Origin of the sequence: Parasphingopyxis sp. (genome assembly GCF_052168275.1) — a bacterium.
Classification (GTDB): domain Bacteria; phylum Pseudomonadota; class Alphaproteobacteria; order Sphingomonadales; family Sphingomonadaceae; genus Parasphingopyxis.
Genome location: NZ_JBQLZM010000085.1, coordinates 1 through 5,010, shown reverse-complemented (window position 1 = coordinate 5,010; position 5,010 = coordinate 1). Strand labels below are relative to the sequence as shown.

Below are 5,010 nucleotides of genomic sequence, written 5' to 3'. Positions count from 1 at the left end.
CGAGGCGATGATCGACAGCGCCGCGGTGCGGTTCTCGCGATCGGTGCGCGCGGCGACATAGGCCTGGACGGCGGGCGGGGCCGCCGAACCGAAACCGCCATAGAGGCTGCGCGCGAGCGCGAAGATGATGAAGGTCGTCGCCGGCAGCAGCCAGCCGATCAGCCCCAGCCACAGGATCAGCCCGCAGATCGCCATCGACGAGATGAAACCCAGCGTGCCGAGCAGCATCAGCGGCTTGCGCCCGCGCCGGTCCGACTGGCGCGCCCAGTGCGGCGCCAGCAGCACCCAGAGCAGGGCCGACCAGGTATAGGCGAGCGACACCCAGAAATCGGGAATGTCGAGCGCGCGGCCGATCGTCGGCATGACCGATTGCATCGCCGTATTGCCGGCCGCGGCGGTCAGCATGACGAGGAAGAGCACCGCGAACCGGTCGCGCCGGATCTGGACTGCGGGCGCCCCGGCCATCAGGCCCGCGACCGCCGCGACGGCGCCGCGAAATCGGGAGGAGGCTCGGTGCGCATGGGGTTTCCCTTAACGGCAACCACTAGCGGGCGATAGTCAGCAATCGCTTGCCATTTTCCCGGGCATTTGCGAACGCGTGCGCATGACAGCCCCGGACCATGCGAAACGAATGACCGAAATCCTTTCCAGTGCCGCCAAGCGCAAGACCGCATCGGGCGGCCCGGGGCCGCTCGGCCTGTTCTTCAAGGGGTTCCTCAAGCACCCGGTGATGGTCGGCTCCGTGATCCCGTCGTCGAAACGGCTGATCGACAAGATGCTCGCGCCGGTCGACTGGGAGAATACCAAACTGTTCGTCGAATACGGCCCGGGCGTCGGCACCTTCTGCCGGCCGATCCTGGACCGGCTCGCGCCCGATGCGACGCTGATCGCGATCGATACCAATCCCGACTTCGTCGACTATCTCCGGCGCGACATCCATGATCCGCGTTTCCACGTCGTCCACGGCTCGGCGGCCGACGTCGAAACGATCGTCGCCGACAAGGGCTTCGACAAGGCCGATTATGTGGTGTCGGGGCTTCCCTTCTCCACCCTGCCCGACGGCGTCGGCGAGGAGATCGGCAGGGCCACGGGCCGCGTGGTCCGTCCGGGCGGGGCGTTCCTCGTCTATCAGTTCTCGCCCAAGTGCCGCGACTATATCGAGCCCAATTTCGACCGGATCGACAAGGATCGCGAATGGTGGAACATCCCGCCCGCCGTCCTGTTCTGGGGCTGGAAGAACGAGGCCTGAGCGGCGCTACTGGCCGTCGAGGCCGAAGTTCAGCCGCCGGGTCACATTGTAGTCGAGCACCGACATCAGGAAATAGGACAGCCGGCCCTTGAACCGCGTCCACGGCGTCTGGCTGCGTTCATAATCGTCCGGCGTGATGCGGAGACTGTCGCCGATCTCGTGATCGACGAAGCCGCGCAGCGAATCGGCGAACGCCGCATCGCGGATGCGCAGCATGACCTCGAGATTGAGATAGAGGCTGCGGACGTCGAAATTGGCCGAGCCGATATAGACGACATCGTCAATCACATAGAGCTTCGTGTGCAGCATCATCGGCCGATATTCGTATATCTCGACCTCGGGCAGCAGGTAGCGATAGCGGTTGCGCGCGGCGGCGATGGTGACGGTGTTGTCCGATTTCGCCGCGGTGATCAGCCGCGCCCGGCCGCGCCGCGCGGCTTTCCGGATCGGGCGGAGCAGCGGCGCATAGGGGGCGAAATAGGCGGCGATGATGTCGATATGGGTCGCCCCGTTGAGATCGTTGCGCAGCGTCTGCGCCCAGGGGCTCAGCTCGCGCGTCGGGCCGCCGAACAGCAGCCGGACATCGCCGTCCTGCTGGTGATGGCGCAGCAAGATCGCGCGCAGATCCTCCATCTCGGACCGGGAATCGCCCGACCAGGCGACGATCTCGTCGAAATAGGCGGCCAGGCGGGCGGCCGCCGGGCCTTCGACCGCAAGCCCTAGGTCGCGCCAGCCTTCGGTGCCGGCGGGCGCGAAATAATCCTGTTCGACATTGAAGCCGCCGACCAGCGCCTTGCGCCGGTCGGCGATCGCCATCTTCTGGTGATTGCGCAGCAGATAGCGGCGGCTGCGCTTGGGTTCGTAGCGGCAGAATATGCAATCGCTGTCGGCGAGCGGCGCGAAAAACGCGTCGCTGGCCTTGGCGCTTCCGAAACCGTCGACGAGCAGGGCGACCCGGACGCCGCGCCGCTGGGCCGCCACGAGCGCGTCGCGCACGCGCGTCGAAACCGGGTCTTCGAGAAAGATGTAGAACAGCAGCTTGATGCTGTGCCGCGCATTGTCGATCAGCGCGAGCAGCGCGTCGAGCCGCTCGGGCCCGTCGGGCAACAGGGCGAAACTGTGCCCGTCAATGTCGGGCAGCGTGTAATCGGGCCGTTCGATATCCGCCATGGGGCCCGCTCTAGGCTGCAATGCCCCGGTCCGGCAAGCCGGGGATTTCTTGACAATCCGGGCCCTTGCGCCTATTTCGCCGCCTTTCCCGTTTTGCTGAACATTGGAACCTGCCATGGCGCGCGTTACCGTCGAAGATTGCGTCGACAAAGTCCCCAACCGTTTCGATCTCGTCCTGCTCGCCGCCCAGCGTGCGCGCCAGATTTCGGGCGGCGCCGAGCTGACGCTCGATCGCGACCGGGACAAGAACCCGGTCGTTGCGCTGCGCGAGATCGCCGAACAGACGGTCAAGCCCAAGCATCTCGAGGAAGCGCTCGTGCAGAGCCTGCAGCGGGTCCAGATCGACGACGAGGAAGCGCCGGACGAGGTCGGCTCGCTGTCCCAGTCCGCCGAGGCGCTGCGCCTGACGGCCTCCGCGCCGCCGCGCAACACGAACGTCGCGGCCGATTACGACGGCTAGACCCGCGCTCCGCCGCTGAACGAAAAAGGGCCCGTGCATCGCACCGGGCCCTTTTTTCTGTCCGCCGTGGAACTGCGGGCTATTCGGCGGCCTGGGCGACCACCTCGCTCTGGTCGACCCAGAGCAGATCGTGCCAGTCGAGCGGCCGGCCGTCATGCGCATGGACGCGGATCTGCTGGACGGGCTGGCGGTCGCGCTCGTCGCACAGGACCGGATTGGAGGGCACCCCGGTGCCCCATTGCTCGCCCCATTGGCGGAGCGCGATCATCGCCGGCAGCAGGGATTCGCCCTTCTTGGTCAGCTTGTATTCGATCTTGCGCCGATCGTCCGGACAGGGCTGGCGCTCGAGTATCTCGCTCTCGACGAGCCGGCCCAGGCGGTTGGCGAGGATGTTGCGCGCGATGCCGAGATTGGACTGCATTTCCTCGAAATGCTTGAGGCCATTGAAAGCGGCGCGCAGGATCATAAATGACCATCGCTCGCCCATCGCCTGCAGCGCGCAGGGAAGGCCGCATTCGTCGTCGCCGATATCGCCCAGTGGTTCGGTTAATTTGCCCATTATGCGGTCAGCCTACTCCAAAAGCGTGGATTCGCAAAATATGTGCACCAAAAAGTTTTTAGTTGCAACTTAAAACCGAATCGATTAGGTAGTGATTCGCAACTTAAAGCCAAGGACCCGAATCATGCAACAGTTCCTCAGCGCCCTGCTCTCGTTCGTAACCACCTCGGTGCTGATCGCGGCCACGGCCGTCTAGGCACCACCGTCTCCCCTCCATCCCCAGGAAAGACCATCATCATGCAACGCACTCTCTCCCTCGTTCTCTCCCTGATCACCGTCGCCTTCCTGTTCACCGCGACCGGCGCCCAGGCCGGCACCGTCTATCGCGCGACGCTCGCCGAAGCGACCGATGAACGGGTGCACGTCATCCGCAACGCCCCCTGGGTCTGCGATGGCGCCGAATGCGCGACCGACCGCGCCCGCAGCCGCCCGGCCAATGTCTGCCACGCGCTGGTCCGCGAACTCGGCACCGTCGTCTCCTTCTCGATCGACAGCGAAGCGATGGCCGAAGAGGACTTGGCCCGCTGCAACGAAGCCGCCGGCTAGATCCGACCAACCACTAATATGGTTGCGATACACCGGCACCCGGCCCTCCGAGCGAGGGTCGGGTGTCGCTTTTCGCGCAACTTCTGTCGAAAGGAACGGCGGGGCGATCACCGGGCCCTGTCCCTTATATGGTTGCATTATTTCAGTACCCGGCCATCTTGGTCGGGTGCTGAGGCAATATGAACTGATCGAACGGGTCAAGAGCTACGACCCGGGCGCCGACGAGGCGCTGATCAACCGCGCCTATGTCTTTTCGGTCAACGCGCACGGCACGCAGAAGCGCGCCTCGGGCGATCCCTATTTCAGCCACCCGATCGAAGTCGCCGGCATCCTGACCGACCTGCGCCTCGACGACGAGACGATCGCGACCGCGATCCTGCACGACACGATCGAGGACACGGTCGCCACCCAGGGAGAGATCGAGAATCTGTTCGGGGAGAATGTCGCGCGGCTCGTCGATGGCGTGACCAAGCTCTCGACGATCGAGGCGCAGTCCGACACCGAGCGGGCGGCCGAAAACCTGCGCAAGTTCCTGCTCGCCATGTCGGGCGATATCCGGGTGCTGCTCGTCAAGCTCGCGGACCGGCTGCATAACATGCGCACGCTCCACTTCATCGAGAATGACGAGAAGCGGCGCCGCATCGCGCGCGAGACGATGGACATCTACGCGCCGCTCGCCGAGCGGATCGGCATGTACGAGTTCATGAAGGAGATGCAGACGCTCGCCTTCCGGCAGCTCGAGCCCGACGCCTATGAATCGATCTCGACCCGGCTCGACCGGCTGCGCGAGGGCGAAGGCGCGGCGACGATCGAGCGGATCGCAGAGGAGCTGAAGATCGTGCTCGGCAGCCACGGCGTCGACGCCGAGGTCACGGGCCGCGAGAAGCACCCCTATTCGATCTGGCGGAAAATGGCCGAGCGGCACGTGTCGTTCGAGACGCTGACCGACGTGATGGCGTTCCGCGCGATCGTGCCCGATGTCGCGGCCTGCTACCAGGCGCTCGGCATCCTGCACGAAAAATGGCA

7 protein-coding genes are annotated in these 5,010 nt (G+C 65.1%); 4 read left to right on the top strand and 3 right to left on the bottom strand.

Going from position 1 to position 5,010, the window contains the following annotated elements; all coding sequences use genetic code 11:
- On the bottom strand, window positions 1-465 hold a 465-nt coding region (locus tag ACTS1X_RS07690; protein ID WP_442613801.1), incomplete at its 3' end, for an MFS transporter.
- Between the two features lie 139 nt (window positions 466-604).
- Here ACTS1X_RS07690 and ACTS1X_RS07685 point away from each other — a divergent pair.
- On the top strand, window positions 605-1,249 hold the full coding sequence (locus tag ACTS1X_RS07685; RefSeq protein WP_442613800.1) for a class I SAM-dependent methyltransferase: 645 nt from the start codon (window positions 605-607) through the stop codon (window positions 1,247-1,249).
- Between the two features lie 6 nt (window positions 1,250-1,255).
- On the opposite strand, the gene ACTS1X_RS07680 is transcribed toward ACTS1X_RS07685, so the two are convergent.
- Window positions 1,256-2,419, bottom strand: coding sequence for a phospholipase D-like domain-containing protein (locus tag ACTS1X_RS07680; RefSeq protein ID WP_442613799.1), 1,164 nt, complete (start codon window positions 2,417-2,419; stop codon window positions 1,256-1,258).
- Window positions 2,420-2,534: 115 nt separating this feature from the next.
- Here ACTS1X_RS07680 and rpoZ point away from each other — a divergent pair, with 115 nt between their 5' ends.
- Window positions 2,535-2,879, top strand: coding sequence for a DNA-directed RNA polymerase subunit omega (gene rpoZ / locus ACTS1X_RS07675; protein WP_442613798.1), 345 nt, complete (start codon window positions 2,535-2,537; stop codon window positions 2,877-2,879).
- Window positions 2,880-2,958: 79 nt separating this feature from the next.
- Here the strand turns inward: rpoZ and ACTS1X_RS07670 are convergent, their stop codons facing one another.
- Entirely contained in the window at window positions 2,959-3,438 is a 480-nt protein-coding gene (locus tag ACTS1X_RS07670; protein WP_442613797.1) for a winged helix-turn-helix transcriptional regulator, read from the bottom strand.
- A 237-nt stretch (window positions 3,439-3,675) separates the two neighbouring features.
- Here ACTS1X_RS07670 and ACTS1X_RS07665 point away from each other — a divergent pair, with 237 nt between their 5' ends.
- Entirely contained in the window at window positions 3,676-3,984 is a 309-nt protein-coding gene (locus tag ACTS1X_RS07665; protein WP_442613796.1) for a CC_3452 family protein, read from the top strand.
- Between the two features lie 166 nt (window positions 3,985-4,150).
- Window positions 4,151-5,010 (top strand): HD domain-containing protein (locus ACTS1X_RS07660; RefSeq protein ID WP_442613795.1); only part of this gene is annotated, 860 nt, incomplete at its 3' end.

Bases quoted from the DNA above. Each gene is read 5' to 3' on its own strand.
- ACTS1X_RS07685 (WP_442613800.1), top strand. From the start codon at position 605: ATGACAGCCCCGGACCATGCGAAACGAATGACCGAAATCCTTTCCAGT.
- ACTS1X_RS07680 (WP_442613799.1), bottom strand. From the start codon at position 2,419: ATGGCGGATATCGAACGGCCCGATTACACGCTGCCCGACATTGACGGG.
- rpoZ (WP_442613798.1), top strand. From the start codon at position 2,535: ATGGCGCGCGTTACCGTCGAAGATTGCGTCGACAAAGTCCCCAACCGT.
- ACTS1X_RS07670 (WP_442613797.1), bottom strand. From the start codon at position 3,438: ATGGGCAAATTAACCGAACCACTGGGCGATATCGGCGACGACGAATGC.
- ACTS1X_RS07665 (WP_442613796.1), top strand. From the start codon at position 3,676: ATGCAACGCACTCTCTCCCTCGTTCTCTCCCTGATCACCGTCGCCTTC.